General features: G+C 60.5%; 24 protein-coding genes and 1 pseudogene. 18 read left to right on the top strand and 7 right to left on the bottom strand.

Annotation, left to right across the window (positions count from 1 at the left end; translation table 11 throughout):
- Window positions 1-82: 82 nt before the first annotated feature.
- A complete protein-coding gene (locus tag ACZ5FP_RS07565) occupies window positions 83-1,018 on the top strand; it encodes a glycine--tRNA ligase subunit alpha (RefSeq protein ID WP_223612383.1) in 936 nt (311 codons plus the stop codon).
- Window positions 1,018-3,312: a glycine--tRNA ligase subunit beta gene (glyS, locus tag ACZ5FP_RS07570; protein ID WP_464662898.1), complete on the top strand. Its 2,295-nt coding sequence runs from the start codon at window positions 1,018-1,020 to the stop codon at window positions 3,310-3,312. The genes ACZ5FP_RS07565 and glyS overlap by 1 nt, the downstream gene beginning before the upstream one ends.
- A gap of 51 nt (window positions 3,313-3,363) precedes the next feature.
- On the opposite strand, the gene ACZ5FP_RS07575 is transcribed toward glyS, so the two are convergent.
- Entirely contained in the window at window positions 3,364-3,792 is a 429-nt protein-coding gene (locus tag ACZ5FP_RS07575; RefSeq protein WP_223611571.1) for a hypothetical protein, read from the bottom strand.
- A gap of 167 nt (window positions 3,793-3,959) precedes the next feature.
- Between ACZ5FP_RS07575 and ACZ5FP_RS07580 the strand changes: the two genes are divergently transcribed.
- The 4 genes from ACZ5FP_RS07580 to ACZ5FP_RS07595 all read left to right on the top strand — a co-directional run bounded on the left by ACZ5FP_RS07580 (window position 3,960) and on the right by ACZ5FP_RS07595 (window position 8,609).
- A complete protein-coding gene (locus ACZ5FP_RS07580) occupies window positions 3,960-4,952 on the top strand; it encodes an L-threonylcarbamoyladenylate synthase (RefSeq protein WP_464662899.1) in 993 nt (330 codons plus the stop codon).
- On the top strand, window positions 4,949-6,364 hold the full coding sequence (locus ACZ5FP_RS07585; protein ID WP_464662900.1) for an FAD-binding oxidoreductase: 1,416 nt from the start codon (window positions 4,949-4,951) through the stop codon (window positions 6,362-6,364). Before ACZ5FP_RS07580 ends, ACZ5FP_RS07585 begins: the two co-directional genes overlap by 4 nt.
- A gap of 285 nt (window positions 6,365-6,649) precedes the next feature.
- Window positions 6,650-7,222 (top strand): DUF6101 family protein, encoded by a 573-nt coding sequence (locus ACZ5FP_RS07590; protein WP_464662901.1) that lies wholly within the window; start codon window positions 6,650-6,652, stop codon window positions 7,220-7,222.
- A gap of 94 nt (window positions 7,223-7,316) precedes the next feature.
- A complete protein-coding gene (locus ACZ5FP_RS07595; RefSeq protein ID WP_464662902.1) occupies window positions 7,317-8,609 on the top strand; it encodes an aminotransferase class V-fold PLP-dependent enzyme in 1,293 nt (430 codons plus the stop codon).
- Here the strand turns inward: ACZ5FP_RS07595 and ubiA are convergent.
- On the bottom strand, window positions 8,606-9,616 hold the full coding sequence (gene ubiA / locus ACZ5FP_RS07600; protein ID WP_464662903.1) for a 4-hydroxybenzoate octaprenyltransferase: 1,011 nt from the start codon (window positions 9,614-9,616) through the stop codon (window positions 8,606-8,608). The two genes, ACZ5FP_RS07595 and ubiA, sit on opposite strands and share 4 nt — an antisense overlap.
- A gap of 139 nt (window positions 9,617-9,755) precedes the next feature.
- Between ubiA and purD the strand changes: the two genes are divergently transcribed.
- From purD to ACZ5FP_RS07615, 3 genes are all read left to right on the top strand, one after another.
- Window positions 9,756-11,036, top strand: a complete 1,281-nt coding sequence (purD, locus tag ACZ5FP_RS07605) for a phosphoribosylamine--glycine ligase (RefSeq protein WP_464662904.1) — start codon at window positions 9,756-9,758, stop codon at window positions 11,034-11,036.
- Window positions 11,037-11,203: 167 nt separating this feature from the next.
- Window positions 11,204-12,535 (top strand): TolC family outer membrane protein, encoded by a 1,332-nt coding sequence (locus tag ACZ5FP_RS07610; RefSeq protein WP_464663209.1) that lies wholly within the window; start codon window positions 11,204-11,206, stop codon window positions 12,533-12,535.
- A gap of 109 nt (window positions 12,536-12,644) precedes the next feature.
- The gene (locus ACZ5FP_RS07615) at window positions 12,645-13,082 is read left to right on the top strand and encodes a VOC family protein (protein ID WP_464662905.1); all 438 of its coding nucleotides are present in this window, start codon (window positions 12,645-12,647) and stop codon (window positions 13,080-13,082) included.
- A 1-nt stretch (window position 13,083) separates the two neighbouring features.
- Here ACZ5FP_RS07615 and ACZ5FP_RS07620 read toward each other — a convergent pair whose 3' ends face one another.
- Complete coding sequence (locus ACZ5FP_RS07620; protein ID WP_346305756.1) at window positions 13,084-13,716, bottom strand: LysE family translocator; 633 nt, start codon at window positions 13,714-13,716, stop codon at window positions 13,084-13,086.
- Window positions 13,717-13,834: 118 nt separating this feature from the next.
- The gene (locus tag ACZ5FP_RS07625; protein ID WP_464663210.1) at window positions 13,835-14,233 is read right to left on the bottom strand and encodes a VOC family protein; all 399 of its coding nucleotides are present in this window, start codon (window positions 14,231-14,233) and stop codon (window positions 13,835-13,837) included.
- Window positions 14,234-14,410: 177 nt separating this feature from the next.
- Between ACZ5FP_RS07625 and ACZ5FP_RS07630 the strand changes: the two genes are divergently transcribed.
- Entirely contained in the window at window positions 14,411-14,953 is a 543-nt protein-coding gene (locus ACZ5FP_RS07630) for a helix-turn-helix domain-containing protein (protein WP_464662906.1), read from the top strand.
- A 7-nt stretch (window positions 14,954-14,960) separates the two neighbouring features.
- A complete protein-coding gene (locus tag ACZ5FP_RS07635) occupies window positions 14,961-15,491 on the top strand; it encodes a GNAT family N-acetyltransferase (protein WP_464662907.1) in 531 nt (176 codons plus the stop codon).
- Here ACZ5FP_RS07635 and ACZ5FP_RS07640 read toward each other — a convergent pair.
- Window positions 15,488-17,101, bottom strand: a pseudogene (locus ACZ5FP_RS07640) (peptidoglycan D,D-transpeptidase FtsI family protein); the annotation flags it as partial. The gene ACZ5FP_RS07635 and the pseudogene ACZ5FP_RS07640 overlap by 4 nt on opposite strands.
- A gap of 433 nt (window positions 17,102-17,534) precedes the next feature.
- Here ACZ5FP_RS07640 and ACZ5FP_RS07645 point away from each other — a divergent pair.
- On the top strand, window positions 17,535-18,599 hold the full coding sequence (locus ACZ5FP_RS07645; protein WP_464662908.1) for a calcium-binding protein: 1,065 nt from the start codon (window positions 17,535-17,537) through the stop codon (window positions 18,597-18,599).
- Window positions 18,600-18,668: 69 nt separating this feature from the next.
- Here the strand turns inward: ACZ5FP_RS07645 and ACZ5FP_RS07650 are convergent, their stop codons facing one another.
- Window positions 18,669-19,919, bottom strand: coding sequence for a glycoside hydrolase family 25 protein (locus ACZ5FP_RS07650; RefSeq protein ID WP_464662909.1), 1,251 nt, complete (start codon window positions 19,917-19,919; stop codon window positions 18,669-18,671).
- A 281-nt stretch (window positions 19,920-20,200) separates the two neighbouring features.
- On the opposite strand from ACZ5FP_RS07650, the gene ACZ5FP_RS07655 reads away from it, so the two are divergent.
- Entirely contained in the window at window positions 20,201-21,973 is a 1,773-nt protein-coding gene (locus tag ACZ5FP_RS07655; RefSeq protein ID WP_464662910.1) for an acyl-CoA dehydrogenase family protein, read from the top strand.
- A gap of 9 nt (window positions 21,974-21,982) precedes the next feature.
- Window positions 21,983-22,735: a crotonase/enoyl-CoA hydratase family protein gene (locus tag ACZ5FP_RS07660; RefSeq protein ID WP_464662911.1), complete on the top strand. Its 753-nt coding sequence runs from the start codon at window positions 21,983-21,985 to the stop codon at window positions 22,733-22,735.
- 6 nt (window positions 22,736-22,741) lie between these two features.
- Here ACZ5FP_RS07660 and pdxH read toward each other — a convergent pair whose 3' ends face one another.
- Entirely contained in the window at window positions 22,742-23,362 is a 621-nt protein-coding gene (gene pdxH / locus ACZ5FP_RS07665; RefSeq protein WP_403177461.1) for a pyridoxamine 5'-phosphate oxidase, read from the bottom strand.
- Between the two features lie 144 nt (window positions 23,363-23,506).
- Between pdxH and ACZ5FP_RS07670 the strand changes: the two genes are divergently transcribed.
- From ACZ5FP_RS07670 to ACZ5FP_RS07685, 4 genes are all read left to right on the top strand, one after another.
- Entirely contained in the window at window positions 23,507-23,857 is a 351-nt protein-coding gene (locus tag ACZ5FP_RS07670) for an RT0821/Lpp0805 family surface protein (protein WP_464662912.1), read from the top strand.
- Window positions 23,858-24,073: 216 nt separating this feature from the next.
- Window positions 24,074-24,988, top strand: coding sequence for a DnaJ C-terminal domain-containing protein (locus ACZ5FP_RS07675; RefSeq protein WP_464662913.1), 915 nt, complete (start codon window positions 24,074-24,076; stop codon window positions 24,986-24,988).
- A 110-nt stretch (window positions 24,989-25,098) separates the two neighbouring features.
- On the top strand, window positions 25,099-25,917 hold the full coding sequence (gene fabI, locus ACZ5FP_RS07680; RefSeq protein WP_091880942.1) for an enoyl-ACP reductase FabI: 819 nt from the start codon (window positions 25,099-25,101) through the stop codon (window positions 25,915-25,917).
- A gap of 13 nt (window positions 25,918-25,930) precedes the next feature.
- A complete protein-coding gene (locus ACZ5FP_RS07685; RefSeq protein ID WP_464663211.1) occupies window positions 25,931-26,521 on the top strand; it encodes a histidine phosphatase family protein in 591 nt (196 codons plus the stop codon).
- The last annotated feature ends 9 nt before the right edge of the window (window positions 26,522-26,530 follow it).

Here is a 26,530-nt window from a genome sequence, read left to right on the forward strand (position 1 = left end):
CGGCCAGACGGCACGCCTTAGGACGGGCACTCCATTTCCCGTCAAAAAGGCCTGACCGGTGACCGTCCCATTGCCCGATCATATGCACCCGACCCGTTCGTTCCAGGGTCTCATCCTGACGCTTCATAATTACTGGGCCCAGCATGGATGTGTCATCCTGCAGCCCTATGACATGGAAGTCGGCGCGGGTACGTTTCACCCGGCGACAACATTGCGTTCGCTCGGTCCCAAGCCGTGGAAGGCAGCCTATGTCCAGCCATCGCGCCGCCCCAAGGATGGCCGTTACGGCGAGAACCCCAACCGCCTGCAGCACTATTACCAGTATCAGGTGATCATGAAGCCATCGCCTGCCAACCTGCAGGAGCTTTACCTCGGCTCGCTGGCGGCCATCGGCCTTGATCCGCTGCTGCATGATGTGCGTTTCGTCGAGGATGACTGGGAAAGCCCGACGCTCGGCGCCTGGGGGCTGGGCTGGGAATGCTGGTGCGATGGCATGGAAGTGTCGCAGTTCACCTATTTCCAGCAGGTCTGCGGCATTGAATGCGCGCCTGTTTCGGGTGAGCTGACCTATGGTCTGGAGCGGCTCGCCATGTATATCCAGGGCGTCGACAGCATCTACGACCTGAATTTCAATGGCCTCGAGGGCGATGAAAAGGTCACCTATGGCGATGTGTTCCTGCAGGCGGAACAGGAATATTCGCGGCACAATTTCGAACATGCCAACACGTCGGTCCTGCTGCGGCATTTCGAGGATGCGGAAGCCGAGTGCGCGGCGCTTCTGCGCGCGGGCGCACCCAAGGACGGCGACAACAGCCCGATGCACCGGATGGTCCTTCCGGCCTATGACCAGTGCATCAAGGCTTCGCATGCGTTCAACCTGCTCGATGCGCGCGGTGTGATCTCGGTGACGGAGCGGCAGAGCTATATCCTGCGGGTCCGCAATCTCGCCCGGCAGTGCGGCGAGGCGTTCCTTCTGACCGAAGCCGGCGGCGTCAATTTCAAGAGTGAGTCCGTATAATGCCCGATCTTTTGCTCGAACTTCGCTCGGAAGAAATTCCCGCCCGCATGCAGCGCAAGGCGGCCGGCGATCTGAAAAAGCTCGTCACCGACGGTCTGGTCGAGGCTGGCCTCACCTATGAAGCGGCTGGTGACTACTGGACGCCGCGCCGTCTCACGCTGGATATCCGCGGCCTGACCGCACGGTCGAAAGACGTGCATGAGGATCGCAAGGGACCGAGCGTCAGCGCGCCGGAGGCAGCCATTGCAGGCTTTCTGCGTTCCGCCGGCCTGACGGATATTGCACAGGCCCACGTGCACACGGATCCGAAGAAGGGTGATTTCTACGTCGCCCATCTGACAAAGCCGGGCCGGCCCGCCGAAGAGATCATCGCGGAACTCCTGCCAAAGATCATTCGCGAATTTCCATGGCCGAAATCCATGCGCTGGGGGGCAGCCTCGGCAAAGGCCGGCAGCCTGCGCTGGGTGCGTCCGCTTCAGTCGATCGTCTGCATGTTCGGCGGTGAGACCGAAGAACCGGTTGTCGTCGATTTCGAGGTGAGTGGCCTGCGTTCCGGCAATATCACCTACGGGCACCGGTTCCTGAGCGACGGCCAGCCGATCACCGTTCGCCGCTTTGACGATTATGTCGCCAAGCTGGAAAAGGCCAAGGTCGTGCTCGATGCGGATCGCCGCAAGGAGATCATTCTGGCGGATGCGCAGAATACAGCCTTTGCGTCGGGCCTTGAACTGGTCGAGGACGAAGGACTGCTGGAAGAGGTGTCGGGTCTCGTCGAGTGGCCCGTCGTGCTGATGGGCGAATTCGAGGACAATTTCCTTGCCATTCCGCCGGAGGTCATTCGTCTCACCATCAAGACGAACCAGAAGTGCTTTGTCACGCGCAAAGCCGGCGAGACGGACAAGCTCTCCAATAAGTTCATCCTGGTTTCCAATATCGTGGCCAGTGACGGCGGCAAGGAGATCGCCTACGGCAATGGCAAGGTCGTCCGTGCCCGTCTTTCCGACGCGCTCTACTTCTGGACGACCGACCAGCACGATCTGCCCGATATGGAAAAGCTCGCGGCTGCCGCCATCCGCTTTGATCTCGATCTGAAGAAGCCGCTCGATCAGCGCATGGCGCGGCTCGACGCCCTGAACGTCACCTTCCACGCCAAGCTCGGCACCCAGGGCGAGCGCGTCACGCGGATCAAGGCGCTGGCACGCGATATCGCGCCGCTGGTCGGGGCCGACCCGGTACTGGCCGCCCGTGCGGCCGCACTGGCCAAGGCCGACCTTACGACGGAAATCGTCGGCGAGTTCCCGGAACTGCAGGGTGGCATGGGCCGCAAATATGCGCTGCTGCAGAACGAACATCCATCGGTCGCAGCCGCGATTGAAGAACATTACAAGCCGCAAGGGCCATCCGACTTTGTGCCAAGCGATGCGGTTTCCGTGGCTGTGGCGCTTGCCGACAAGCTCGATACGCTGGTCGGTTTCTGGGCCATCGACGAAAAGCCGACGGGCTCGAAAGACCCCTACGCCCTGCGCCGTGCGGCGCTTGGCGTCATCCGCCTGCTGCTTTCAAGCGACTGGCAGATCGCGCTTCTGCCGCTCTTCCAGGCCGCCTTTGCGCAGCTGCGCGAAGACGCCGTCGAAAAGCATGTCGAGCGCTACGAGGCGCAGCAGGCCGCCCAGAATTCCGGCGATGTCGATGGTGAGGAAGATGTCACCAACGCCATTTCCGGTTTTGAAAAGCGTTTGCGCGGCGAGGTGGCCGAGCATGCGCAGCCGGTTCTGCTTGACCTTCTGGCGTTCTTCCATGATCGCCTGAAAGTGCATCTGCGCGAACTCGGCGCACGGCATGACCTGATCGATGCGGTGCTGACGGACGGCGCCGATAATCTTCTGCTGATCGCTCGCCGCGTTGAAGCGCTGGTGGTCTATCTCAACTCGGAAGAGGGCAAGAACCTTCTGGCCGGCACCAAGCGCGCAGCCAATATTCTGAGTGCCGAGGAGAAGAAGGGTACGGTTGTCGCCGATACGATTGACCCGGCGCTGCTTGCACTCGACGCGGAAAAGACGCTCTTCGCCGCGGTGAATCAGGCTGAGAAGGACGCGGCGCAAGCGATTCAAAAACAGGATTTTTCCGGCGCCATGATTGCACTGAGTGCTTTGCGTGAACCGGTTGATTCATTTTTTGAAGATGTGCTGGTTAATGACGAGAATCTGGCCGTTCGAGCCAATCGCCTGGCGCTGCTTGCCCGTATCCGCACAGCCACGAACACGGTCGCTGACTTCTCGAAAATTGCTGGATAATCAACGGGCAGGCGCGAAAACCTCGCGCTTGTCCGCCGGCCTTGCGCTGGCTTATTGCATGCTGGCGCGCAGCGGCGTCGCTTCGACGGCAAGCAATCCGCTGGCGGCGGCTGGCGCCGCTGGTGCCGGCGTTGCCGTGGTTTGCGCGACCGGTGCTGCGTGTGCTGCCGGCAGTGTCGCGGCATTGGCGGTGGCGATAAAGGAGTCCGGTTTGGGGCCGTTGCCCTGAAGGCGGGCCATGTACTGGCGCGAGCGTTCGCGGCGCTCCAGATAGGCCTGAAGCTTGGCGGCTTCCGCCGCGCGCTGCTCGATGCAGGGCGTGCAGACAGGATTGCCATTGGCATCGAAACTGTCATAGCCGACAAAGGTGACCGAGTTTGGCCGTGCCGACGGGCCCTTGAGCTTGATGGATTCTCCGGCATGCGCAATGGCCGGTGCGATAAGGGCAGCAGCTATGATGGCAAGCAGATGGCGGAACATGTGGCTCTATCCTTGTTGACCGCCAATCTCTATCAGCCAAACCTTGCTAATTTTTACCACGGGTGGATTCAATTTTACGCATCACCTCATACGGTGAGTTCATCAGCGCAGGCTTGCGGCGAGCCCTGCCCATCGTGTAGGCAATGCGCACGATCGGAGAAGCGCCCTTGGCCGAGACAATAGCACCAGATGAACAGGCAATTCTGAAGGCGGCCCAGACGCTGGCTGCAGGCCAGCTTGTCGCCATTCCGACCGAGACAGTCTATGGCCTGGCGGCTGACGCCACCAATGGCGATGCCGTTGCCGGTATCTTTGAAGCGAAGGGCAGGCCGCATTTCAATCCGCTGATCTGCCATGTCTCGGATATCGCCATGGCGGAACGCTATGCGGTGATCGATCCGTTGTCTCGCAAACTGATGGATGCGTTCTGGCCCGGTCCCCTGACACTGGTCCTGCCGTTGCGGCCCGACACCCATATTCATCCCCTGGTGGCGGCCGGTCTCGATACGGTGGCACTGCGCATGCCGCGCGGTATCGCCGGAAAGATCATCGCAGCGCTCGGTCATCCGCTGGCCGCCCCCAGCGCCAACACATCCGGCAGGATCAGCGGCACCAGTGCCCAGGCCGTTGCCGACGATCTCGGCAGCAAGATTGCCCTGATCCTCGATGCCGGTCCGTCCGAGGTCGGGCTGGAATCGACCATCGTCAAGGTGGATGGCGACGCGGTTCTGTTGCTACGGCCCGGCGGGCTTGCCGCCGAGGATATCGAAGCGCTCATTGGTCAATCGTTGCGGCGCATGGATCAGCGTGCCGCGATCGAGGCGCCCGGCATGATGGCCTCGCATTACGCTCCTGCCGCCGGTGTCCGTCTCAATGTGCACGAGGTGCGGGATGGCGAGGTACTGCTGGCCTTCGGTCCGGACCGCGCTGCGGATGCCCATAGGGCGAGCGCGTGTCTCAACCTCAGCGAGACGGGCAATCTGCGGGAGGCTGCCACCAATCTTTTCGATTACATGAAGCGTCTCGACCGTCTCGGCGGTGCCGTCATTGCTGTCGAGCCGATCCCCTTCACCGGACTGGGCGAAGCCATCAATGACCGCCTTGTCCGCGCTGCCGCGCCGCGCGTGCCCCCCATAGAAGAGTTGGAACAGATCAAATGACCCTGACGCCAGACCTTGTTGCCCGTTTTACTGCCATCGTGGGTGAGAAAAACGCCTTGCATGACGCGCAGGACATCGAACCCTACCTGATCGAACCGCGGGAAAAATTCGGCGGCAAGACGGGACTGGTCCTGCGGCCGTCCACCGTGGACGAGGTTTCGGCAATCCTCAAACTGGCGACTGAAACCGGTACGGCCATCGTGCCGCAGGGCGGCAACACCGGCCTTGTCGGCGGCCAGATGCCCGATGAAACGGGCCAGCAGGTCATCCTGTCACTGTCACGCCTGAACAAGATCCGCTCGGTCGAGCCCGCCGGCAATCTCATTATCGTCGAAGCCGGTGTCGTCCTGCAGAAATTGCAGGAAGCGGCAGAACAGGCCGGGCGCCTGTTTCCGCTTTCGCTGGGCTCGGAAGGCTCCTGCCAGATCGGCGGCAATCTCTCCTCCAATGCGGGCGGCACGGCGGTGCTGGCTTACGGCAACACGCGTGAACTCTGCCTTGGCGTCGAGGTGGTGCTGCCGACCGGCGAGATTCTCAACGATCTGCGCTACGTCAAGAAGGACAACACCGGCTACGATCTGAAGGATCTGTTTGTCGGCGCGGAAGGCACGCTCGGCGTCATTACCGCTGCGGTGATGAAGCTCTTCCCGCTGCCCAAGGGCAAGGGCGTTGCCTATGCCGGGCTGAACAGCCCCGAGGACGCCCTGAAACTTCTGGGGCTGGCGCAGAGCCATGCCGGTGCGGCGTTGACCGGCTTCGAACTGATGCCGCGTATCGGCGTCGAGTTTTCGGTAGCGCATACGGAAGGTGTGCGCGATCCGCTGCAGGGCGCGCACAACTGGTATGTGCTGATTGATATTTCCTCGTCGCGCTCCGCTGAAGATGCACGCGAGACCATCGAGGCTATTCTGACGGAGGCGTTTGAGGCGGGACTGGTCGAAGATGCCACGATTGCCGACAGCACCGCGCAGGAAAAATCCTTCTGGCATATGCGCGAAGCCATGTCGATGGCGCAGAAGCCCGAGGGTGGCTCGATCAAACACGACATTTCGGTGCCCGTGGCGCGCATCCCGGAATTCATTGCCGAAGCCGATGCGGCCGTGCTCGCGATGATACCCGGTGCGCGCATCGTTTCCTTCGGCCATATGGGCGACGGCAATCTGCATTATAACATCACCCAGCCCGCCGGTGCCGACAAGGAAGCGTTCCTTGCGCGCTGGGGCGAGGTCAATGCCCGCGTGCACGGGATCGTCCGCGCCTACAAGGGATCGATCTCCGCCGAGCACGGCATCGGCCAGTTGAAGCGCAAGGAATTGTCGGAAACCAAGTCGCCGGTGGCGCTCGATCTGATGCGCCGGATCAAGGCATCCTTCGATCCGGCCGGCATCATGAATCCCGGCAAGGTGATCTGAGCGCGCTGTTTCATGGTTCTGTCGATGGCGGGGAAGCGTTTCGATGCAAGTCGAGCTTCCCCGTCAGTCTTTTGTTTATCTCTCTTTTTGAAACCTTACCGATGGTCGAATTTCGATAACCATTCCCCGCGATGAGAAACGGTTAACCGCGTTCGTTAAGCGGAAGCGGGGGGATTGGCGCCTATTGTTTCCCCATACGAGACCAGAAAAATTGGTCCGCTTCTACAGGGAAATACAAAAGAGAAGACCGGAAAACCGGCTCTCAGGATCGACAGAAGGCGTCACATGAAAAAAGCCGGAGCAAAGCCGGTTTGGGCAGGCCAGGAATTCCGGCTCGACCCATTCCACCTGCCACAGACCGTCACCTACGCCACGCGCGATGACCGGGGCGACATTACCTTCTCGCTGCATGAGCGCGGCGCGGTGGTCAAGCGCGTACTGCCGAACAGCAACCTGCCGGTGTCGCTGGCCCTGCCGGTCTGCGCCTTTCAGGGCGTGACGGCCCGTGCCGCCGAGGACGAGCTCGGCGACATCACCGTGACGCTCGAACTGATGCACAGCGATCCGCATCTTTCGGTGCCGCTGCTGGTCGCTCACGATCTCAATGACATCGCCGCGGACTGGCGCGCCTGGTCCAATCTGTTCAAGCTGCCGATGATGCTGGTCGAGGAAGACGGCGAAGCCCGCCAGCTCGAGCAGAGCATCGGACCGGTTGCCGTGGGCGAACCGGTGGAACGCCGCCAGGGCCGTGAACCGCGCCGCCGCCGTCCGCGTTTTCTGGCTCGCCGCAAGATGGGCAATCTCGGACTGCGTCTCGTCGTCGGCGGTGAGGAAATCATCGCCTCCGGCAACCGCTGAACAATCGGCTTCACCGTCAATTCCTTCATGCAGCTGTGACATTGGAGTCCTAATCAGGAACCAGATGGAACACAGCGCGTGAAGGATCGGTCCGATGCCAGGTATAGAACGTCGTCATTTTCTGATGGGCAGCGCGGCAACCGCGCTCGCCGCAACAATCGTCAAGGCATCAGCCATGGAAACAGCGGTGCTTCCTGCCGCCAATGACACGGCCATTGCCACGGACCGCGCCTATTGGGCCGCCGTGAGCGATCTCTACGATGTGGAGCGCTCGATCGCCAATCTTGAGAATGGCTATTGGGGCATCATGGCCCGCCCTGTGCTGCAGGCCTATCTGGAAAATACGCAGCGCGTAAACCGGCAGAATACGGTCTATGCCCGCAATGCCTTTGGCAAGGATGCTGAGGATGTGCGCAACCGGGTTGCCGGTGCCGTTGGTGCGGCGCCGGAGGAAGTCGCCCTGACGCGCGGCGCCACCGAAGCCCTGCAAAAGCTGATCACCGGTTATAACAAGCTGCTGCCGGGCGATGCGGTGATCTATTCCGATCTCGATTATGATTCCATGCAGTATGCCATGAATGCGCTGGCGGGCCGCAGGGGTGTCGAGGTCAAGACCTTCGCCATTCCGGAGCCGGCGACGCGGGAAGCCGTACTCGATGCCTATCGCACCGTGCTCGAGGCGACTCCCAAGGCAAAGCTGCTGCTTTTGACCCATCTGTCCCATCGCACCGGGCTTGTCATGCCCATTCGCGAGATTGCCGACATGGCCCGTGCCCGCGGTGTGGATGTGGTGGTTGATGCAGCCCACTCCTGGGGGCAGATGGATTTCAAGGTAACCGATCTCGGTGCTGATTTCGTCGGCTTCAACCTGCATAAATGGATCGGCGCACCGGTTGGCATGGGCTTCCTGTACATTCGCAAGGAAAGGCTGGCCGATATCGACCGCGATCTGGCCGATGAAGACTGGCCGAAGGACGATATCCGCTCGCGTGTCCATACCGGCACCACCAACTTCGCAGCGACCTTGAGCGTGCCTGCCGCGCTCGATCTGCACGAGATGATCAGCTCGAAGCGCAAACAGGCACGCCTGACTTATCTTCGCAATTACTGGGTGAAGCAGGCGCGGGCGATCGAAACTGTCGAAATCCTCACGCCCGACGACGATACCATGCATGCCGGCATCACGTCGTTCCGCATCAAGGGCAAGATCAGCAAGGACGATAACAACGCCTTGATGACGGCCCTGCGCGACAAGCATCGTGTCCTGACAGTCCGGCGCACCGGGGTGGCCAAAGGCCAATGCCTGCGGGTTTCGCCAGCGCTCTACACGACAGAGGCTGAGCTTGACCGATTGGTTGAAGGCTTGAGTGCGATCAGTTCAAGCTAAAAGAACGGTTTGACCACCGTCCACAGCGCGCCGAGCACCAGCCCGGCAAAAATCAGCCAGCCGACAACTTTGTTGGAGTGGAAGAGGCGCAGGCATTGCGCGGGATCGTCGATGTCGAGCACCATGATCTGGCGGTACATATGTGCTCCTGCCGCCAGAAGACCGGCGACGGCGGGCATGGGCACTTCCGCCACGGCAAACGCCCCGAGGAACAGCACCAGCGCGCCGCCATAGAGCACCATCAGCGCTTCGCGGGTGCGGCTGCCGAACAGCCGCGCCGTCGAACCCACGCCGACGAGGGCATCGTCTTCCTTGTCCTGGTGGGCGTAGATCGTGTCATAGCCGATCACCCAGAGGATCGAGCCGGCATAAAGCAGCAGCGGCGGGAGAAAGTCTTTCAGCGTCGCTGGTGCCCCGAAATGCGCGGACCAGCCGACAAGGGCACCCCAGGAGAAGGCAAGCCCGAGCACAAGCTGCGGCCAGTTGGTGATGCGCTTCATGAACGGATAGATCGCAACGATCACCAGCGAGGCGATGGAGAGAAGAATGGTGAAGAGGTTGAACTGGATGACCACCAGCAGCCCCACAAGCGCTTGCAGCACTATGAATATTTTGGCCTGTTTGCGCGTCACCTGGCCCGAAGGCAGCGGACGCGAACGGGTGCGCGCTACCTGATTGTCGATGTCCTCGTCGGCCAGATCATTATAGGTGCAGCCCGCGCCGCGCATGGCGACCGCACCGATCAGGAACAGGGCGAGGTGCCAGGGGGAAGGAATGATCGACCAGACGGAATCGCCCACCTTGGCGCCGGCACTTGCCGCCAGGGCGACGGACCACCAGCAGGGCCAAAGCAGGAGCCACCAGCCGATGGGGCGGTCCCAGCGCGCCAGCTGCGCGTAGGGCCACAGCCAGGCTGGCAGTGCGCGATAAACCCAATGTCCCGACGGCGCGTCGAAAACGCGGCCCCGGCCTTGGCTTGACTGTATGATGTCTTTTTCCGGTGTCATGGCGTGACCTTGCAGCGGGCGCTGCGCCAGTCAAGTAAATTACGCCTGAATTCAGGGCAAATCTGTGATTGCGTGCTTGACCCTTCGTGCCCGAGGCCATACCGACACAGCAACCCCTTCATGCACGGAGCAGAAAACGATGAACGTCTTGCTTATTGGTTCCGGTGGCCGCGAACACGCTCTGGCCTGGAAGATCGCGGCGTCTCCCGTGCTGACAAAGCTCTACTGCGCCCCTGGCAATCCCGGCATTGCGCATGAGGCCGAATGCGTGGCGCTCGATCCGGCCGATCACGCCGCCATCGTGGCATTCTGCAAGGAAAAAGCGGTTGATTTCGTGGTTGTCGGCCCGGAAGCACCATTGGTTGCCGGTATCGCCGACGATCTGCGCGCCGCAGGCATTTCCGTATTCGGCCCGTCCAAGGCGGCCGCGCAGCTGGAAGGCTCAAAGGGCTTCACCAAGGATCTCTGTGCCCGCTTCAACATCCCGACCGGCGCCTATGGCCGCTTCAGCGATGCCGCAGCCGCCCGGGCCTATGTGGAAAAGCAGGGCGCGCCCATCGTGGTCAAGGCCGACGGTCTGGCTGCTGGTAAAGGCGTCGTGGTGGCCATGACCGTGCAGGAAGCCCTCGACGCGGTGGATGCCTGCTTTGACGGCGCCTTCGGTGGCGCCGGTGCCGAAGTGGTGGTGGAAGAATTTCTTGATGGCGAGGAAGCCAGCTTCTTCTGCCTCTGCGATGGCAAGACAGCCCTTCCTTTCGGTACGGCACAGGATCACAAGCGCGTCGGCGACGGCGATACCGGTGCCAATACCGGCGGCATGGGCGCCTATTCGCCCGCACCTGTAATGACGCAGGCGATCATTGACCGCACCATGCGCGAACTGATCGAGCCGACCATGCGCGGCATGGCGGAAATCGGCGCGCCGTTCAGCGGCGTGCTGTTTGCCGGCCTGATGATCACCGGGGACGGTCCGAAGCTGATCGAATACAACACCCGCTTCGGTGACCCGGAAACACAGGTGCTGATGCTGCGGCTGAAGGATGACGTGCTCCTTTTGTTGAAGGCCGCCGCCGATGGTGCGCTGGACCAGATGTCGGTGCGCTGGAATGACGATTCGGCGCTGACCGTCGTCATGGCCGCAAAGGGCTATCCCGCATCTCCGCAGAAGGGCAGCGTGATCCGGGGTGCCGATGCGGCGCAGTCGGATACGGTAAGAATATTCCACGCGGGCACCGCCGAGAAAGACGGCGCGCTTGTCGCCAATGGCGGGCGTGTGCTTAATGTCACATCCAGCGGCAAAACGGTGCAGCAGGCGCAGGACGCCGCCTATGCCGCGATTGCCCGGATCGACTGGCCGGAAGGCTTTTACCGGCGTGATATCGGCTGGCGCGCTATCGCCCGCGAGAAGGGTGAGGTATAGTAAAAACACCGCTCATCCGGTTTTCAACATTGACATCGGCGGTTCGTAGCGCAATGTCTCTTGCAAATCGGAACGAACGGTTCGCTGAGCCGAGTCCTCTGTTCAAACTGTCGGAGAAATTCACCGTGTCCATAACAGCCAAGCGAAGCCTCACTGCGATCCTGCTGATGACTTCGGTTCTGACAGCAACGCCTTCCATGGCCGAAACGATTTTCGGCGCGATGTCGAAGGCCTATCAGAACAATTCGACGCTGAATGCGAACCGCGCCGGTGTGCGGGTGACGGACGAGAACGTGGCGATCGCCAAATCCGGTTACCGTCCGCGCGTGACCGGCCAGGTCTCTGTCAATACAGAGCGCAGCAAAATTGATGGCCAAAGGGCAGGAACGAAAAGCTCCTCCACCGAAGGTGTCGAGGTTGACCAGATGCTGTTCGACGGTTTCCAGACCAGGAACAACGTTGCGGCTGCAGAAACCGGTGTGCTTGCGGCCCGCGAAAACTTGCGCGGCAGTGAGCAGACCATTCTGGCGACGACCGTGCAGGCCTATATGGATGTCTACCTCAACCGCCAGATCGTTGCCCTGCGCGAAAAGAACCTGGCATTCCTCAACGAGCAGGTGCGCTCCAACCGTGCACGGTTCGATGTGGGCGAGGGCACCCGCACCGACGTCGCCCAGGCTGAGGCATCGCAGGCGACAGCGGTCAACGACCGCAATACCGCCCGTGCCAATGTGAAGATTGCCGAAGCCACTTACGTCCAGACCGTCGGGGCCACTCCAGGGTCTCTGACGGCGGCGGCAACCGCCAAATCCTTGCCGAAATCGCTTAATCAGGCCTATTCCATCGCCGATGCCAATCATCCGCTGATTGGTGCGGCGAAACTCAACACCGACGTTGCCGGGTATCAGGTCAAGGTGAACGAGGGTGTGCTGCTGCCGCAGGCCGGGGCAACGGGAACGCTCAGCCGGACGGATGTTTTCCAGGGCGGATCGGCGACGACACCCAATAACTCCGCGGCATCGGCCAAACTGAACGTGACGATTCCGATCTATGGAGCCGGTCGAACAGCGGCGGCAGTGCGCCAGTCGAAGGAGAATCTCGGCCAGCGGCGCATCGAGGTGGATGTGTCGAAAGACAGCGTCCGTCAGGCCGTTGCTGCCGCGTGGTCAAAACTGGATGCAGCCAGAGCCTCCATTGTGGCGCAGAGGAGCGTCGTGGCCGCAGCCCAGCTTGCGCTCAATGGCGTGATAGAAGAGCGCAAGGTCGGGCAGCGCACCACCCTCGACGTCTTGAATGCTCAGGCCGATGTCATCACGGGCCAGCTCGCGCTGGTGCAGGCGGAGCATGACAGCGTCGTCAGCAGCTATCAGGTTCTTTCCGCCATGGGCCGCCTGACGGCAAAGCAGGTTGGCCTGCAGGTTGCCGAATACAAGCCTGAAGAGCATTTTGACGCCGTGAAGGACAAATGGGGCGGTACAAAAACCCCCGACGGCCGCTGAACAGGCCCTTTGAGTATTACAGTTCCGGAGCGCCTTGGCAGGGGCGTTCCGGATTTTGCTTTATGGGGTGCGGTTTACACGCAGGACATCAGAACCCGAGGAGACATCCATGCAGGCAGCGAGTGTTCCGTTTTCTCTGGTGGGCATCGATCATGTGGTCTTTCTCGTCGACGACATGCCGTCCGCGCTGAAATTCTACTACGAGGTTCTCGGCTGCCGGCCTGGCTATATCTATCCGGCGCTCGGGATGGAGCAGGTCTGGTGCGGGTCGGCGCTGATCGTCCTGTGGGACATTACTCACGCCGGCGCCGCCAGTGCTGTTCCGCCGGTGACGGGCGGGCGCAACGTCGATCACGTCTGCATCGCAACCGGGCCGTTCGATCACGATGCGCTGCGCGCCCATCTCGATGCCCATGGGGTCGAGATCGAGCGGGAGGCGATGCATGGCGGCGCCCGCGGTATGGGACACTCGTTTTACATCCGCGATCCCTTCGGCAACAAGATCGAGATCAAGGGACCGGCGGTCTATCCGGACGGACGAGGCTAGATCAGCTCTTCTGCAGGGCGAGATGAACGCCGAGCCCCACCAGGATCGTTCCGCCGGCACGCTGCATCAGCCGCTGGGCATGGCTTGAGCGCTTGAGGCGCGTGACCACGGCTCCCGCCAGGATCACGCAGACCAGATCGGCGGAAGAGAACATCAGATTGACCATGGTTCCGAGCAGCACGAACTGCAGCCAGACCGGAAACGCCGCAGAAGTGTCGATGAACTGCGGCAGGAACGCCATGAAGAAAATCGCCGTCTTCGGGTTGAGAACCTCGACGCTGATGCTTTCAAGAAAGGCGCGGCGGGCGGATTTCTGCTCCACGCCCGGCATGGTGACGTCGCCATTGACCTTGGCACGAAACAGCGAAATGCCGAGCCACACCAGATAGGCCGCGCCGCAGAACTTGACCGCGAGATAGAGCACCGGCACGGCATGGAACAGCACCGACAATCCGGCCGCCGCGGCAAACACATGCACATAGCCGCCAAGATGAATGCCGAATGCCGCCATCAGCCCGGACCAGCGGCCGCGCGCAATGGTTTGCGCCGCCGCGTACAGCATGGCGGGACCGGGAATATAGGCAAAGATCGCCGTGGTGATGAAAAAAGCGATCAAAAGTTCGGTGGATGGCATGTGCGGCTCCGGACGTGGGTCCCAGGTGAATGGAACTGGAACTATAGACAAAAAGTGTCCGGGCGGAAGCGGCATTCGGTCCTGGTCCGGATGTCATGTCGCCTATCCGTCACTTTGATCATTCCGGCTGATTGAAAACGGCCTCGATGCGGTGTCCGTCGGGATCGATGACAAAGGCTGCGTAATAATGCGCGCCGTAATGAGGCCGCAAGCCGGGTTTGCCGTTGTCGCTGCCATCATGGCTGAGGGCAGCCGCATGAAACCGGTCGACTGCCTGACGGTCCGGTGCTGCAAAGGCAAGGTGAAAGCCGGGGCCGGGCGCGTATCGGCCTTCCGGGCGATGCTTGATCGCCGGCTTGTCGCCGCCACCCGGCGCGCCATAGCCGACCGCCTGATCCGCTTCACCCGGCCGCAAATCCTCCCAGACCCTGACATATCCAAGCGGGGCAAGCGCCGCATCGTAAAAAGATGCTGCGCGCTCGATATCGGCAACGCCGAGCGAAATGTGATGAAGCATGTGCATGGCGGGGAACTCCGGCGCAGTTTGACAGGATGTGACGAAATGCTAAGCGCCCATTGATTGGGACACAAGCGGCGCCAACATCCTGAATACCTCCACGAGACGCGGTTGACATGTTTCCTATATAGAGATAATTTCTCATATATGGAAAACACCTCGATTGATACCGCTGCTATGGATCAACGCATCGCCAAGCGCCTCAAAGGATTGCGGGCGGAGCGCGAGTGGTCGCTGGATGAGCTTGCCCGCCGCAGCATGGTGAGCCGTGCCACGCTGTCCCGGCTCGAAAATGCCGAGGTCAGTCCCACCGCCCAGGTGCTCGGCAAGCTGTGCTCCGCCTATGGCCTCACGATGTCGCGGCTGATGCATATGGTCGAGGATGAGTTCGCGCCGCTGATCCGCCGCGAGGCGCAAGCCGTGTGGATTGATCCGAGTGTCGGCTTCAAGCGCCGTTCCGTATCGCCGCCGGCGCAAACCCTGGCGGGCGAGATGCTGGAATGCGAACTCGATCCGGGCGCCCGCATTTCCTATGACAACCCGCCACGCCCGGGTCTCGAACACCATTTGCTGCTGATCGAAGGCCAGCTTGAGGTGACCGTCGATGGTCAGACCCATGCTCTCAATCCCGGCGACTGCCTGCGCTATCAGCTGTTCGGGCCCAGCGCCTTCGCCACATCCGAACATTCCGGTGCACGCTATGTGCTTTTCATGCTGTGAGGCCCCATTGACCAACGATATTGCTGTTTTTGATGCCGATGACATCGAGGTCCATGTGCAGGCGCTCGGCGCGCTCCTGCATGCCTGCGTGCATGGCGGTGCCAGTATCGGCTTCGTCTTGCCGTTCTCGCAAGCGGACGGGGAGGCGTTCTGGATGATGAGCGTGCTTCCAGCGGTCCGGCAAGGCAAACGATTGTTGCTCGTGGTCCGTAAAGACGGAAGGATCGCGGGAACCGGCCAGCTTGATTACGATACGCCGCCCAATCAGCCGCATCGGGCCGAAATCCGCAAGGTGATGGTGCATCCGGATTTCCGCCGCCAGGGAATCGCCAAGGCGTTGATGGTCGAGCTGGAAAGCGCGGCGCACCGGTTGGGGCGGGGATTGATCACCCTGGACACGCGGACCGGCGACAAGGCTGAACCGCTTTACCTCGGCCTGGGTTATCAGATTGCCGGGATCATTCCGGACTACTGCCGTGATCCGTTCAAGGATCATCTCGACGCCACCACGATCATGTTCAAGGCCATCCCGGCCTAATCCTCTGCCGTCTCGAACACCGGAAGCACGCCGAGAATATTGGCCGAGCGCCGGATGATTTCCGCGGCCATCGGCGCCGCGTTGAGGCCGGCGCCGGCGGCAACCTGCCCGTCGACGGGCTTGGGTTCATCGATGATCGTCAGCACGACATAGCGCGGGTTCTCGATGGGGTAGGCGGCGATGAAGGTGTTGAAGCGCACATCCTTGGAATAGCGTCCGTTGATGACTTTTTCGGCGGTTCCGGTTTTGCCGCCGACGCGATATCCGGGAACCTGCGTCCGGCTGGCGGAGCCGCCCGTGCCCTTCTGGGCATTGAGCCGGTAGAGATAGCGCAGATCATCGCTGGTCTTCTTGCTGACCACCCGCTTGGCCAAGGTCCGCGCTTCTTCAATGCCACGCGGCAGGAATGTCGGCGCGATCAGCATGCCGCCATTCAGCAGAGCCGCGGCTCCGACTGCGGTCTGCAGCGGCGTGGTGGCCATGCCATGGCCGAAGGAAATCGTTATCGAGTGAACCTTCTTCCAGACTTTCGGCTCTGTCGGCCGCGCCACCTCGGGCAATTCCGTCTGCATCCGGTCGAGCAGGCCGAGCCGGACCAGGAATTCGCGATGCCCTTCGATGCCGACCACATCCGCTTCCTTGGCCGAACCGATATTGGAAGAAAACAGGAACACTTCCGGCAAAGTCAGCACGCGGCGTTTGCCGTGGAAATCGTGGATGGTCTGGCGGCCGATGGTGATGGGGCGGGTGGCGTCGAAGGTGCTGTTGAGGTCCACTTTGCCGGAATCGAGCGCCATGGCCGTGGTGAAGGTCTTGATGGTCGAGCCCATCTCGTAGACACCGGCCGACATGCGGTTGAGCCGGTCCTTCTCCAGCGCGTTGAACGGATTGTTCGGATCAAAATCCGGCACCGAACCCATCGCCAGGACTTCGCCGGTGTCGGCGTCGAGTACCACGGCGCCCGCGGCAATGGCGCGGTAACGTTCGACCGCATTGACCAGCACGTCGCGCACCACGTGCTGAACCCTGAGGTCAATGGAGAGCTTGACCGGTGCGAGCTTGCGCGCATGGGCAAGGCCGACATCGCGCAGGTCGGACAGACCCTGCGAGTCGATATACTTCTCCATGCCGGCAATGCCCTGATTGTCGACATTGACCAGGCCGAGAATATGCGCCGCCGTCGGGCCGCCGGGATAGAAGCGGGATTTCTCCGTGCGAAAGCCGATCCCGGGTATGCCCAGCGCCATGATCTGGCTCTTGTGCTTCGGCGTCAGGCCGCGTTTGAGCCAGGCAAAGCCGGCCTTGCCCTTCAGGCGGGCGTAGGTCTGTTCGAAATTGAGATCTGGCAGGACGGTGGCAAGCAGCTCGAACGCCTCGTCCGGATCGATGATCTTGCGCGGTTCGGCATAGAGCGAGACGGTGTTGATATCGGTTGCCAGCACCGCACCATTGCGGTCGAGAATGTCCGGGCGGGAGGCCAGAATGGAGCCCGTCGGTCCATTGAAATCCACCGGATCGTCCTTCATGCCGTAAAAGACCAGCCGCCCGCTGATAATGCAGAAAATCCCGATGAAACAGGCCATGATGATCAGGATACGGTTTTGGGCGCGGGCGCTGCGTGGGGTCATTATCTCATTGTGAAACTGAGGATTGGGGCTGATCGCGCAAAGGTAGCATCGTTTGATCAGCTGCAATTCTCACGATTTCCGGAATGTCTTGTTAACCTGAACAGATGCTTAACATCGGTTTTTAGCGTGGATAACTCCGGGAAAATGCCGGTCACCTCTGGTCAAAATCCGATGGCAGCCGTTCCGCGAAAACGGGTTTTTGCACGGGCCTCCGCCGCAGGCCGCGGGGGCACGATGCGGGAAATTCGTTCGTGCGCTTTGATCCCATAATATCAGAAATTTTACTTATAAATTTGAAATATTTTACAAGTAAAATAAGTATACATACTATGTTTTGTTTTTCTAAAACGACACTTGCTTGTCAAATGTCCTTACATATACTCCGCCATCACAGGCTTTTTGGGAGATCATTTCGATGGCGAAAATAGTGGGTGGTGGCACAAGCGATGTTCTGCACGGGACGGACGGGAACGACAATCTCTGGGGTCTTGGCGGCAATGATATTCTCGACGGCGGCGCGGGCAATGACTTTCTCTATGGCGGGGCTGGAAATGACATCCTGACCAGTTCGAGCGGTTTTGACCAGCTTGAAGGCGGTGATGGAGACGACAGGCTGGTGTTCAACGGCGTTGGCGGCGCAGCACGCGGCGGCGCGGGTATCGACACCCTTGCGGTCGATCTTTCCCACTCTGCCGAACCGGTCACCTTCAACGGTTCCAGCGGCCACCTCTTTTTCGGGGATGCGACGGTTCCGGCCAATCATCTCTATTTCGTCGACCTGGAGCGGCTTGAGCTGACGACGGGAGCGGGCAATGACAAGATCATTGCAACGAATTTTTCCCATATCGATGTCAACGCCGGCGCCGGTGACGACCGCGTCGAAGGCGGCGATGGCAACGACCGCATATTTGGCGGCGATGGCAATGACACGCTGTTCGGCGGCGGCGGCAATGATGAGATCCATGGCGATGCCGGCAACGATTACATCGACGGCGGCAATGGCGATGACAGAATCTGGGGCGGTGACGGCAAGGATGTCCTCTTCGGCGGCCGCGGCAATGATTACCTCGATGGCGGTGCCGGCAACGATACGCTGAATGGCGGCGACGGCAATGACACGCTGCTGGGCGGTGCGGGTGACGACATCCTCAAGGGCGGGTCGGGCAACGATCTCCTGGATGGCGGTACCGGCACGGACCATCTCTTCGGCGGCGCGGGCGCGGATACATTCATATTCGATGCCAAAACCCTTGGCGGTGTCGACCACATCGCGGATTTCAATGTGGCGGAAGGCGATGTGATCAATCTTCGCGATTTCACCGCGGGCAGCAGCGGCATTCACGATTTCGACAGTTTTCTCGCCGCGTCGCACGACACGGCTGACGGCGTCTATGTCAGCTTTGACGGCGATTCCAGCGGCATTCTGATCGAGCATGTGTCCCTTGCCGATCTCTCGCCGGATGACGTTGTCTTTTCTTGAGATTGCGCAAACACACGGATGAACTTTGAAGCAGGCGCATGCGCTCACGTGCCTGCTTCTCTCTGAAGGTCAGCGCTGCATGGCATAGGCCGGCAGATGGCTCATGCCCGTGCTGGTTTCATCAAAGCAGAAACCGACCAAGCCGGCGATCAGATGGCTGTCCGGGTGGTCATCGGGTGTTGTCACCGGTTCTCGCAGGCTGGTCCTGATCGTTTCCAGTGTCAGTTTTTCACTTGGATGTGATTTGGCAATACGGATGACGGACGCCGTCACCATGGTATCGACCGCCTGCGGTGTGTCGCCCAGGCCATCGATAGAGGCTTGCACGGTAGCAGCCAGTCCTTTCGCAGCGGCGATGAGCAGGCCCGGTATCTGCCGCAACCCGCTATAATCGACAAGCGGCGGCTCCATCGACGCCATCAGAATATCGCTGGGCAAGGCAGGCCGTTCGCCGGGTCTGGGCATGTCGTCGGGCAGCACCGCCGGTACGAGGGTGTCGAACGGCCAGGCGCGTTTCAGTTCCGCAACGGTCATATCGGCGATATTCACATCGATGTCACGGTTCGTGCCATTGGGCCGGTAGGGGCAGCGCGTTTTGCTGCAATTGTTCTGCGAGGCAAATTGCCAGAGCGCATAGTCCTGCCAGTTGCCTTTCGGGAAATGCGGGGCGATGTCGGCCTCATACCGCGCATACCAGAGCGGCAGGCGCGACAGGATCGGCAGTGCCAGCCGGTGATCGGCAATGTATTTGGCCGTGGTGCCATTGGTGTAGAGCACGGGATAGCGGCCGGTGCGCAGTTTGATCTGTGCGACGAATATCTCGCCGTCCGCCAGCGACATGAACCGGGCCGGGTCATTGTCCTCGATATCGATGGCCATCAGCTCGTCGCTGGTCGGCTCGGCATAATCGATGAAATGGTTCGCCTGTTCTATGGGATTGCCCGGGCGCGCCAGATGGTAGGAGCCCCATTTCAGGCCGAGCGCTTTGGCCAGAACGCGCCGTGTCTGGTAGAGCTCGCGCGACACCGCATAGTTGCGCCAGATGCGGCGGCATATTTCCTGATCCTTCACATCGGCGATGCGTCCGCAATGATAGGCGGCAGGCATGCCATCGGATGCCTTGTGAATGAAGGCGGCAATGCGCGGATCCCTGACGATTTCCGGGAGATTGAATGAATTGTGCTCATAGCCGTCGAGAACGATGGCGCGCTGCTGGTTGGACCAGGGGGTCTGGAACTGGGAGTCCGCACGGGAAGGGGCGCTGGACATCAACGCGGTGACAAGGGCAGCAAGGGCGAAAACCTGCGCTCGGATTGTCAAATGCCTGTCCCTTCACACCTCGTGGTCTGCGGCTTCCGATACAAGCGCCCATGATCGCTGGTTCATGGTTAAAATGCCGTAAAGCACAAGGGTTGATCGGCGAGAACGCCTGTCGGAGTCGCGGGTTCATGTGTCTGCGGTGCCGAACAGACCGCGCCGCACAAGGATCAAAGGGCAGATTTTCTTACGTTTACGTAAAAATCCACTTGCCTTGCCAGGCTGGGGGCGGCAATGTCTATCCGCAACGACGCAGCATCACTGGATGAGGAGACTTGTGATCAATGTACCGGGCGCCCGTCGAGGAAATCGCACACACACTGAAGAAAATTGCCGGTCTGGACGAGGCCATCGCCGCCGGGCGTTTTGCCGAGCTCTCCGACGATCTGGTTGATGCCATCCTGGAAGAGGCGGGTAAATTCGCGTCCACGCGCGTTGCGCCGCTCCTGGAGGTTGGTGACAAGCACGGAACGCCGCTGAAAGATGCCGAAGTCACCATGCCGCCCGGCTGGAAAGACGTTTACAGCGACTGGATCGGCGGCGGCTGGAACGCCCTGACCGGCAAGGAAGAGTTCGGCGGACAGGGTCTGCCGATGATGCTCGCAGTGGCGGCGCTGGAAATGTGGAATTCCGGTTCCATGGCTTTCGGCATCGGACCGACATTGACGCTTGGCGCCATCGAGGCGCTCGAAGCCCACGCGACGGATGATCTGAAACACACCTATCTGCCAAAGCTGGTTTCGGGCGAGTGGATGGGAACCATGAATCTCACCGAACCGCAGGCCGGTTCCGATGTGGGAGCATTGCGCTCGCGGGCCGAGCGGGCCGATGACGGCACGTACCGCATTTTCGGTCAGAAGATTTTCATCACCTATGGCGAGCATGACCTTACGGACAATATCATCCATCTGGTTCTGGCGCGCCTGCCCGACGCGCCTGCGGGAACCAAGGGGATATCGCTGTTCCTGGTGCCGAAATTCCTGGTGAATGCCGATGGTTCGCTCGGCGCCCGCAATGATGTGTTCTGCAGCGGTGTCGAGCACAAGATGGGCATTCACGGCTCGCCCACCTGCACGATGATCTATGGCGATGGTTTTGCCAGGGATGCGAAGCCGGGCGCCATCGGCTGGCTTATCGGCGAAGAAAACCGCGGTCTGGCCTGCATGTTCACCATGATGAACAATGCAAGGCTGGCCGTGGGCATCCAGGGGGTTGCGGTGGCGGAGGCCGCCTATCAGAAATCCCTGGCCTATGCGCAGGAGCGCCGCCAGATGCGCGCGCCGGGTTGGACGGGTGAGGGCATGAGCCCGATCATCGAACACCCCGACGTGCAGCGTAACCTTCTGACCATGAAGGGCCTGACCGGCGCCGCCCGCTCCATCGCCTATGCCTGCGCCCACGCGCTGGATATGGCGCGGACCGGCGCAGATGACGACAAAAGGCACTGGGCAGATCGCGCGAACCTGCTGACGCCGGTCGCCAAGGCGTTTTCCACTGATGTCGGCGTCGACGTTGCCTCGATCGGCATCCAGATTCATGGCGGCATGGGCTTCATCGAAGAGACTGGCGCCGCACAGTTTTTGCGCGATGCCCGCATTGCCCCGATCTATGAGGGAACCAACGGCATTCAGGCCATCGATCTCGTCCAGCGCAAGCTGCCGCTCGATGGCGGCAACCACGTCAAGACCTATATCGCCGAGCTGCGCACGGTGGCCGAAGCCGTTTCGCTGAGCAACAGCACCGGTTTCGGCAACACGGCGGAGCGCCTGCAGGCCGGTCTTGACGATCTGGAGGCAACGACGCTCTGGCTGCAGCAGACCCTTGCCGGCGGTGACATCAGCAATGCGCTTGCCGGAGCGACGCCCTATCTGCGCCTCTTCGGCCTGGCTGCCGGTGCAACCTACCTCGCCAAGGGTGCGCTGGGTGGCGACAATACCGGCCGGACGGCCCTTGCGCGATTCTTCGCCGAAAATCTTCTCAACGAAACGTCGGCGCTGAAAGATCGCGTCATCAACGGTGCGCCGAGCCTGCTCGGTGCCCGTGCCGCATTGCAATAGGGAAACTTCATGTCAGATCATATCGTCATCGAGCGCCACGGCGCCGTCCAGACCATCCGGATGAACCGCCCGGACAAGAAGAATGCCCTGACACGAGCCATGTATACGGCCATGACCGGAGCGCTGGTGGAAGGCGATGCGAATCCGGATATCCGCACCCATGTATTCCTGGGGGTGCCGGGCGCCTTCTCCTCCGGCAATGATCTGCAGGATTTCATGGCCTTTGCCACGTCGGGTACCATGGGCACCGAGGTTGTTGACTTCCTCATCACATTGACGAATAGCAGAAAGCCGGTTGTTGCGGGTGTGGATGGGCTTGCCATCGGCATCGGCTCGACGCTCAATTTCCATTGCGACTTGACCTTCGCCACGCCGCAATCCCTGTTCAAGACGCCCTTCGTCGATCTGGGTCTTGTACCCGAAGCGGGTTCGAGCCTGCTCGGACCTGCCCTGATGGGCCGTCAGCAGGCCTTTGCTTTCCTGGCGATGGGCGCCGGGCTGAACGCGGCCGAAGCGAAGGACGCCGGTCTTGTCTACCGGATCGTCGAGGCGGACCAGCTGGAAAGCACTGTTCTGGCCGTGGCGACGGAAATTGCCGCCAAGCCGCCGGAAGCCATGCAGATCTCGCGCGATCTCCTGCGCATGCCGCGTGCTGAAACGGTCGAGCGCATCAAACTGGAAGCCGGGCATTTTGCGGAACGGCTCCAGTCGGAAGAAGCACGGGGCGCCCTGATGGCCTTCCTGATGCGCAAGAAGGGCTGAAGAGCCCTATGGGTACAAGCGGGTTTTGCCCCAGTCGCCATCCGGCGTCGCACGGCTGAAAACCACGCGGTCGTGCAGGCGGAAAGGCCGGTCATGCCAGAATTCAATGGATGTCGGGCGAATGCGGAAGCCCGACCAGTGGGCGGGCCGGGGTATTTCGCCGATGGCATAGCGGGCAGTGTATTCCGCGACGGCTTTTTCCAGGGCAAAACGGCTTTCCAGCGGCCGCGATTGCTTGGAAGCCCAGGCGCCGATACGGCTGCCCCGCGGGCGGGTGGCGTAGTAGGCATCGGCTTCCGCATCGCTGACAATTTCCACGGGACCGCGCACACGCACTTGACGGCGCAGCGTTTTCCAATGAAAACACATGGCGGCCTTCATTGAGCCCAGTATTTCCTGACCTTTCTGACTTTCAAAATTTGTATAAAAAACAAAGCCTTGCTCGTCAAAACCTTTAAGAAGAACCATGCGGACATCCGGCAGGCCATCACTATCCACCGTTGCCAGAGCAACAGCATTCGGGTCATTCGGCTCGGATTTGGTTGCGTCTTTGAGCCATTCGTCGAAGAGCGCGAAGGGTTCGGTTTTTTCTGTGAAGTCACCGGTTGTTAACTTCATTTCACCCATAGTCATAGCTGGTTGACCTTGTTAAAGAGAGATATGCGTTTGGCATTGGCAATACCAGATATCAAGAACCTTGGGGCGAAAATTCCGGTGCGGACTGCGCCGTTCGCTGCTGTTTTTGTGCTCTGTCTTCTCTCCGGCTGTGCCATGAAAAGCTTCAGTGTCGAGAGCGCGGTCCCGGACAAGGCGACGGTGACGGGTTCGGTTGCTCCAGCGCCGCAGGTGGATGCCAAGGGTGCCGCCGACCAGTCGACGGTCCGCAATATCGTCTCCGCGCTGAATTTCACCCAATGGGGCAACAAGCCGCTGCCATGGTCCAATCCGGAGACCGGCAGTCAGGGCACGATCACGGCAATCGCCGAGAAGAAGACCGAGACAGGGCTCTGCCGTGAATTCCAGACATCGCGCGAATCTTTTGACGGCGTCATGCTCTACAAGGGTGAGACCTGCATGCAGGATGGCGGACAATGGACGCTGAAATCCTTCGCGCCGATTTGATTCTCTGCAACTGAATGATATTTTCGATGGAACCGGGCAGCGATTGCAGATTTCTTGACAGAAAGTCTGGAATTTCTTCCTATTGATGCGCATATAACGGGCAAATCCCCAACGCACCCCGTTTATGCCAGTGGAACGAATGTGACATTCGCATCCCATTGTACATGACGAGGAATATGCGAATGTCACATTCGTTCCACTAGGAAGGGCACACACATGCGCGATCCTTATACCGTGCTGGGCGTCGCCAAGACGGCGAAGCCTGAAGAAATCAAGTCGGCGTTTCGCAAGCTCGCCAAGAAATATCATCCTGACCAGAACCAGGATGACCCGAAGGCGCAGGCAAATTTCTCTGAGATCAACCAGGCCTATGAGATCATCGGCGACAAGGAACGTCGCGGCCAGTTTGACCGGGGCGAGATCGACGCCGAGGGCAAGCAGCGCGCGCCGCAGGGTTTCGAAGGGTTTTCCGGCGGCGGCGATCCCTTCGCCGGTTTTGGCGGTGCACGCGGTGCGCGGTCCGGCGGATTCGACTACCGCAGCACGGCCGGTTTTGGTGCTGAAGATATTCTGAGCAGCCTCTTCGGCGAGGGCGCCGGCGCTTTCGGCGGCGGACAGCGCCGCGCAGGCCCGCGCAAAGGCACGGACCTCCAGGCCACCATCGACGTGACGCTTGAGCAGGCTGTCGGTGCCGAGAAGGTTGAAGCGGTTTTTCCAAACGGTAAAAGGCTGGCGATCAAGCTGCCCGCGCAGGTTGAAAATGGTCAAACGATTCGGCTGAAGGGGCAGGGCGAGGCCATTCCCGGCGGAACACCCGGCGATGCGCTGGTCACGATACGTTTCAAGCCGCACCCGAAATTCAAGGTGGAAGACCACGACCTGCATCTCGACCTGCCGGTGTCGTTGCGCGATGCAGCACTCGGTTCCCGGCAGGAAGTCGAGACCCTGAATGGCCGTGTGGCGGTGAAAATAGCGCCATGGACCAGTTCTGACCGGGTTTTGCGCCTGAAAGGCAAGGGTTTGCCGAAAAAGCCGGATGGTCACGGCGATCTCTTTGTTCATGTTCGCGTCATGTTGCCCGAGCATGGTGATGCGGCATTGGAAGCATTTCTGCGCGATTCGAGTCTCTGAAAATCAACGGTTCCCGAAAATCCTTGACGAAACTGACACGATGCTTGAAGCCCGGCGCGGGCTGTGCGATACCGCAAATCAATCATATGTCTTTCGTGAAGGGTTGGTAAATGACCGCCAAAACTGGTTTGATGCAAGGTAAACGCGGACTTATTATGGGCGTTGCCAATAATCGGTCGATCGCCTGGGGCATTGCCAAGGCGGCCCATGATGCCGGTGCCGAGCTTGCTTTCACCTATCAGGGTGATGCGCTGAAGAAGCGCGTCGAGCCTCTGGCGCAGGAACTCGGGGCTTTTCTCTGCGGCCATTGCGATGTTTCGGATGCCTCGACCATCGATGCGTGCTTTGCCGCTCTGGAAGAGAAGTGGGGCAAGATCGACTTTCTGGTGCATGCCATCGGTTTCTCCGACAAGGACGAACTGACCGGCCGCTATGTCGATACGTCAGAAGCGAATTTCACCAAGACCATGCTGATTTCGGTGTTCTCGCTGACGGCCGTTGCCAAGCGCGCGGAAAAGCTGATGACCGATGGCGGCTCGATCCTGACGCTGACCTATTACGGCGCGGAAAAGGTCATGCCGAATTACAACGTCATGGGTGTTGCCAAGGCGGCGCTAGAAGCCAGCGTGAAATATCTGGCAGTGGATCTCGGCCCGGACAATATCCGCGTCAATGCGATCTCCGCCGGTCCGATCAAGACGCTGGCCGCGTCGGGCATCGGTGATTTCCGCTACATCCTCAAATGGAACGAGTACAACGCCCCGTTGCGCCGTACCGTTACCATCGAGGAAGTCGGCGATGCCGGCCTGTATTTCCTCTCCGACCTGTCCCGTTCGGTCACGGGCGAAATTCACCATGCCGACAGCGGCTATCATGTCGTCGGCATGAAGGCTGTGGACGCGCCGGATATCTCTGTCGTCAAGGACTAGCTCCAAAGTGCATCTGCCGGACTCGATTGTTTATTTCTCGCGCCACGGCGAGACGGACTGGAACGTGTCCGAGCGAATCCAGGGGCAGGAAGATGTCGATATCAATGCGTGCGGCCAGCAGCAGGCCGCACGCAACGGCGATATGCTCAAATCCCTGATCGGGGAGGGAGCGGGTTTCGACTTTGTCGCCAGCCCTTTGCGCCGCACGCGCGATACGATGGAGCGCATCAGAACCCGCATGGGGATCGATCCCTGGGCCTACCGCACCGATGCCCGCCTCATGGAGGTGAATTTCGGTGCTTGGCAAGGTTACATGCTGGAAGACATCGAAGCCCGGTCTCCCGACCTCGTGGCCGCACGGGCCCGGGACAAATGGAACTTTGTTCCGCCGGGGCCTACGGCCGAAAGTTACGCCATTCTGGCGATACGGATAGGGAACTGGCTGTCAGAAGTGCGGGAGCCGACCGTATGCGTGACGCATGGCGGCTGCATGCGCACGATTTTCCAGATGGTGGAGGGCCTTGATGGCCATGATGCGGCGAACCTCGCCATCACCCAGGATAAAATTCTGCGCCTTGAGAAGGGCAGTCTGACCTGGATGTGACCATCCAGG

Source organism: Phyllobacterium sp. T2-21 (assembly GCF_055378485.1).

Coding starts and splice junctions, on each gene's coding strand:
- ACZ5FP_RS07565 (WP_223612383.1), top strand. CDS start 83: ATGCACCCGACCCGTTCGTTCCAGGGTCTCATCCTGACGCTTCATAAT.
- glyS (WP_464662898.1), top strand. CDS start 1,018: ATGCCCGATCTTTTGCTCGAACTTCGCTCGGAAGAAATTCCCGCCCGC.
- ACZ5FP_RS07575 (WP_223611571.1), bottom strand. CDS start 3,792: ATGTTCCGCCATCTGCTTGCCATCATAGCTGCTGCCCTTATCGCACCG.
- ACZ5FP_RS07585 (WP_464662900.1), top strand. CDS start 4,949: ATGACCCTGACGCCAGACCTTGTTGCCCGTTTTACTGCCATCGTGGGT.
- ACZ5FP_RS07590 (WP_464662901.1), top strand. CDS start 6,650: ATGAAAAAAGCCGGAGCAAAGCCGGTTTGGGCAGGCCAGGAATTCCGG.
- ACZ5FP_RS07595 (WP_464662902.1), top strand. CDS start 7,317: ATGCCAGGTATAGAACGTCGTCATTTTCTGATGGGCAGCGCGGCAACC.
- ubiA (WP_464662903.1), bottom strand. CDS start 9,616: ATGACACCGGAAAAAGACATCATACAGTCAAGCCAAGGCCGGGGCCGC.
- purD (WP_464662904.1), top strand. CDS start 9,756: ATGAACGTCTTGCTTATTGGTTCCGGTGGCCGCGAACACGCTCTGGCC.
- ACZ5FP_RS07610 (WP_464663209.1), top strand. CDS start 11,204: ATGACTTCGGTTCTGACAGCAACGCCTTCCATGGCCGAAACGATTTTC.
- ACZ5FP_RS07615 (WP_464662905.1), top strand. CDS start 12,645: ATGCAGGCAGCGAGTGTTCCGTTTTCTCTGGTGGGCATCGATCATGTG.
- ACZ5FP_RS07620 (WP_346305756.1), bottom strand. CDS start 13,716: ATGCCATCCACCGAACTTTTGATCGCTTTTTTCATCACCACGGCGATC.
- ACZ5FP_RS07625 (WP_464663210.1), bottom strand. CDS start 14,233: ATGCTTCATCACATTTCGCTCGGCGTTGCCGATATCGAGCGCGCAGCA.
- ACZ5FP_RS07630 (WP_464662906.1), top strand. CDS start 14,411: ATGGATCAACGCATCGCCAAGCGCCTCAAAGGATTGCGGGCGGAGCGC.
- ACZ5FP_RS07645 (WP_464662908.1), top strand. CDS start 17,535: ATGGCGAAAATAGTGGGTGGTGGCACAAGCGATGTTCTGCACGGGACG.
- ACZ5FP_RS07655 (WP_464662910.1), top strand. CDS start 20,201: ATGTACCGGGCGCCCGTCGAGGAAATCGCACACACACTGAAGAAAATT.
- ACZ5FP_RS07660 (WP_464662911.1), top strand. CDS start 21,983: ATGTCAGATCATATCGTCATCGAGCGCCACGGCGCCGTCCAGACCATC.
- pdxH (WP_403177461.1), bottom strand. CDS start 23,362: ATGGGTGAAATGAAGTTAACAACCGGTGACTTCACAGAAAAAACCGAA.
- ACZ5FP_RS07670 (WP_464662912.1), top strand. CDS start 23,507: ATGAAAAGCTTCAGTGTCGAGAGCGCGGTCCCGGACAAGGCGACGGTG.
- ACZ5FP_RS07675 (WP_464662913.1), top strand. CDS start 24,074: ATGCGCGATCCTTATACCGTGCTGGGCGTCGCCAAGACGGCGAAGCCT.
- fabI (WP_091880942.1), top strand. CDS start 25,099: ATGACCGCCAAAACTGGTTTGATGCAAGGTAAACGCGGACTTATTATG.